Origin of the sequence: Nostoc sp. FACHB-892 (genome assembly GCF_014698795.1) — a bacterium.
Taxonomy (GTDB): Bacteria; Cyanobacteriota; Cyanobacteriia; order Cyanobacteriales; family Nostocaceae; genus Nostoc.
The window spans coordinates 1-3,955 of record NZ_JACJTR010000133.1 but is presented as its reverse complement, the minus strand read 5'-3'; the positions used below and the strand labels follow the sequence as shown (position 1 = coordinate 3,955).

Here is a 3,955-nt window from a genome sequence, read left to right as displayed (position 1 = left end):
AAGGGTTATCGCCAAATCTGTTTTCGATAGCATCAACTTTGCCTGTTCCACGCGCTGTTGAATCACATACTGACGGGGAGAAATTCCCATTGTTTGCTTAAACAAACTCGCAAAGTAAGTCGGGCTAATATTGATCACTTCTGCAAGCTTAGTCAGTGACAAATCTCGATTAAGGTAAGTACAAATATAGCTGAGTACTTGCTGCAATTGGGTGTGCGTTAAGCCTTTGCGCTTGGCTTCAAAGGTTGGCGTTGTAATTGTTAGCATGGTTCAAAGATTAGCAATTTGCTCAACAAAACAGGCAAAAGCTAGCCATCGCGTATTCGAGCACTGCAATATTTTGCATTGCCGATCGACTACTGTGCTACATAGCCACCATCTACCATCGTTGTGGGGTTTGTTCCCCCTGCTCCTCAACCTCCCCTGCTCAAGAACTGCTTTCTTGGCTCACCGACGGACTGAAATAGATTTGACTTTGTTTTGTTGCTTGCTCTTCAATCTTAAAATTAGACTTAATACACCAAATCCCAAAATACTTAATCCATAATTGGATTCAGGAACAGAAACGATTTTAACATTGTCAATTAACAATCCAGAATCGGTGCCGCTATCTCTCCAATCTGTAACTCCGATACCCAAAGAGTATATTCCGGTAGTTGGTATTTTAAAGGAAAAAGTGTTAAATCCAGTCTCTTTAAAAAAGTCTGTCGTAGAAGAAATCACAGTGGGTGATAATACATCAGCTAACTTTGACAAAGAACCAATTGAGACAAAGGCAAAATCGTTAACAGAAGGAAACAGTTCTTCATTCGAGAGAAAATTCCAATCGAAAGTCAAAACATCTCCAGCTTTTCCTGTAAATATTTGTTGAATAGCAGAGCCTTGAGTAGCCTGTCCGTCGGGAAGAGGTTCTAAGCTTTTGCCAAGATTATCCAAGCTTCCTGCTTCTAACCCTAAAAATTCTTCAATAATTGAGCCAGAAAATGTTTTATTACCAGTTGAGAGGAAAGCTTGATAATTTCCTTCAGTTGGATTACTGCCAAAAGTTTTTGTCTCAATACTAGTTTCACCTAGTGTTGTCCAACCACTAAAATTACCAGTTTCAAAACCACCGTTTAGAATTGTTGGGTTAGTGGAGAGTTTAGGCAGATTAAATGTATTTAATGACAGTCTATAAGAACCAGATTCTAAATGATCTCCTATTAGGTTAATATCCCTTAAGCCAGATACGGCAAAATTCAAACTACCACTTGCTGGTACTTTCCCAGTTAATAGAGAGAGAACACTATTGTCGGATTCGTTATCGTTTATCGCCTGGATATTACCAGAATCATCAAGTAATCCTAAAAGTGGATCAATTGTCTTTGAATTAATGTCTGCCGTAAACAAACTTCCAGTATCAAGATTTGAGAACCCAAAAAAGTCAACATCTCCACTTTCTAGTTGTCCATTTACAGTAGTTGTACTAGAAGGAAGAAATTGTCTGGTGTTAAAAGAGTTATTGGGTTCATTGTCAAGTGCTGCAAAAACAGGTTGAATGGTAGCAATAGAACTGAGCGAAATTGACCAAGCAGTACTAAAAGCTAAAGCAGAAAGGGCTTTCATGAGTATTACCTTAATAAACAAAATACAGTTGCATAGGTCTGGTTTTAGCTACTCACGCACATCAGTGTTATGTGCATGGATCTTGTTGTGGCAAAGATTAAGGTACTACCTCGTAGGGCAACATCATCTCGTTGTCTTCATGGTCGAGCATATGGCAATGCCATACGTAACGTCCGGTGAACGAATTGCCGAAAGGCAAGTTTTCCGCAGCTTGGGCCCCAAAGGGAACAATCAGGCGAGTAACCTCACCAGGGTATACTAATACTGTATCCTTCCACCCAGACTCGTTTGGTGCTGGCGGTCTTGGTGGAGCAACTGCAAAGGGTGTAGGGTCTGGCGGTGGATAATTAGCTGGCACTGTCGGTCCTCCTAACGGTATGTGGTGTGTTCTTACCTGGCGAGGAGAACCAGTAGTAGTAAGATATGATTTCAAATATTGAGTTACATTAATCTTTTGTCGATTCAGGATTTGGAAGAAAACTAGGTGCAGGTGAACTGGGTGAGCAACTGGCTGAAGGTTAATAATGTTCCACTGCTCTACGGTATCTACCTTCGGACGCTCCCTTAATTCTGGGTAGTTCTCGGCCTCATCCCAGTAGACAAAGTTTTGTAGCAAGACTAGTGGACCAAGTGGCCCGACGATCTCTGCAAGTGTCAAGAAACGCTGCCGCACTGGTTTATTAGCGATTGGTTTGATGAGTGGTTTATGCAATCGCAGTGTTTGAGGTATAGGCTTAGGATTGGCAGCACCCGCCTTTACTGTAAACTGCATGATTTCAGGCAGTGGGAAACTTAGATTTAAGACGGTGTTAACTCTGCCAAAAGGAAAGGGCGAAGTAGCATCATTTTGCCAGACAATCTTTTCTCCTGGCAGATTTTTGGAGAAGTCGATCAGCACGTCAGCACGCTCACCAGGAGCAAGCAGTAGCCTAGACAATTCTACAGGAGTGTTGAGCATTCCTCCATCAGTGCCAATCTGGATAATTGGCTGGTTTGATGACAGCTTGAGGTTGTAGGTGCGAGCATTTGAGCCATTAACAATCCGGAAACGATAAATGGTGCGCTCAACATTCAAATTTGGCCAAGCTTTGCCGTTAACTGTAGCAACATTACCCAAAAACTCAGGTGTCCAGGGAGCTGGAGGATAGAACAGTGAACCATCTGGGTTGAATAAGCGGTCTTGTAGGACTAACGGTATCTCATAGGGAGGCCCTGCAGGAATACCGAGGGGCCCATTACCGCCGACAGGATCATCAACATCTCTAATCAGGTATACTCCTGCCAATCCAGCCATGACGTTCAGGCTAGTCATACCAAGCGTATGGTCGTGATACCAGAGCGTTGCCGCTTCCTGATTGTTATTAAAATTGTATACATAGCTCTGTCCCGGCGTAAATGTATCCGTTGGATAACCGTCGCTTTTTGCTTCGGTATTGCTGCCGTGGAGGTGCAATGACAAACGTGGATTGGTTTTGTCAGACTCTTGTATGCCGTGCAATCTCAGGTCCAGAGAGTTGGCAAAGGGATGGGTTCCAAGGTTGTTGTGTGCAGTTAGTTGTAGCGGTGTACCCCTGGTGATCTCGAAAGTCGGGCCAAGGTAGTCAGCCCCGTTGTAGCCCCAAGTAGCCCCTGCACCTAAATCCTTATGAAAGGAATGTGAACTCGGTGCAATTACCAAACTACTAGGTGCAGCACTAGCAAATGAAATTGGCAGAGGTTCGGTAAATTTTGATATTTCCGGTAAAACGGCATAGCTTTTCTTCGCCTTAAATATCTCAGAAATGAGAAATCCTGCTCCAATTCCTGTACTTGCTAGTATTAATTGCCTTCTAGTTAACATTATTTCTTAATCTCCATTGATGATTAAATATAGTCAGTAAAAAAGTTAAGAGGTAAGAAGTTAAAACGGGTAAGCTTGTCTGAGCAACTCAGTGACTTCTTGCGCGATCGCAATCAGGGCATGATTAACTGAGGAGTCGCGAAGAGAACCAGTCTGAGGTGTACCTTCATGCCCAGAATTATTCTTGCCTTGTACTAATAAATGCGGCATAGAATTATCCTCAATGAAATACTGATTTGTAATTGACTAAATTAATACGCAGGAATTCAGTTGTTGGCATGGTAATTTTTGGCAGGGTTCAAAAAGCGGCAGTTTTGTTCAGCGAAACAGGCAGGCAAAATCTAGCTATCAAAATTTGATAGCTTATAGCACTTACAAACAAGTCAGATATGAATTGAGAGCAAAGATCGGGGAACTTAATGACTTGCAGCAATCATGGCAGCCATCAACTCCGTCGTGTTCCAGCGCTCGGTATACCGAATTCCATTGATAAACAGGGCTGGGGTAGTC

At 42.6% G+C, this 3,955-nt stretch carries 4 protein-coding genes and 1 pseudogene; all 5 read right to left on the bottom strand.

The features are described from left to right. Window positions 1-267 (bottom strand): AraC family transcriptional regulator (locus tag H6G96_RS40370; RefSeq protein ID WP_190920230.1); only part of this gene is annotated, 267 nt, incomplete at its 3' end. Window positions 268-447: 180 nt separating this feature from the next. After that, window positions 448-1,605, bottom strand: coding sequence for a hypothetical protein (locus H6G96_RS40365; RefSeq protein WP_190920228.1), 1,158 nt, complete (start codon window positions 1,603-1,605; stop codon window positions 448-450). Window positions 1,606-1,702: 97 nt separating this feature from the next. Then, the gene (locus H6G96_RS40360) at window positions 1,703-3,445 is read right to left on the bottom strand and encodes a multicopper oxidase domain-containing protein (protein ID WP_190920226.1); all 1,743 of its coding nucleotides are present in this window, start codon (window positions 3,443-3,445) and stop codon (window positions 1,703-1,705) included. A gap of 60 nt (window positions 3,446-3,505) precedes the next feature. Beyond that, window positions 3,506-3,655 (bottom strand): hypothetical protein, encoded by a 150-nt coding sequence (locus H6G96_RS40355; protein WP_190920223.1) that lies wholly within the window; start codon window positions 3,653-3,655, stop codon window positions 3,506-3,508. A gap of 206 nt (window positions 3,656-3,861) precedes the next feature. Beyond that, window positions 3,862-3,955: pseudogene (locus H6G96_RS42200) on the bottom strand (disulfide bond formation protein DsbA); the annotation flags it as partial.

Bases quoted from the DNA above. Each gene is read 5' to 3' on its own strand.
- H6G96_RS40365 (WP_190920228.1), bottom strand. From the start codon at position 1,605: ATGAAAGCCCTTTCTGCTTTAGCTTTTAGTACTGCTTGGTCAATTTCG.
- H6G96_RS40360 (WP_190920226.1), bottom strand. From the start codon at position 3,445: ATGTTAACTAGAAGGCAATTAATACTAGCAAGTACAGGAATTGGAGCA.
- H6G96_RS40355 (WP_190920223.1), bottom strand. From the start codon at position 3,655: ATGCCGCATTTATTAGTACAAGGCAAGAATAATTCTGGGCATGAAGGT.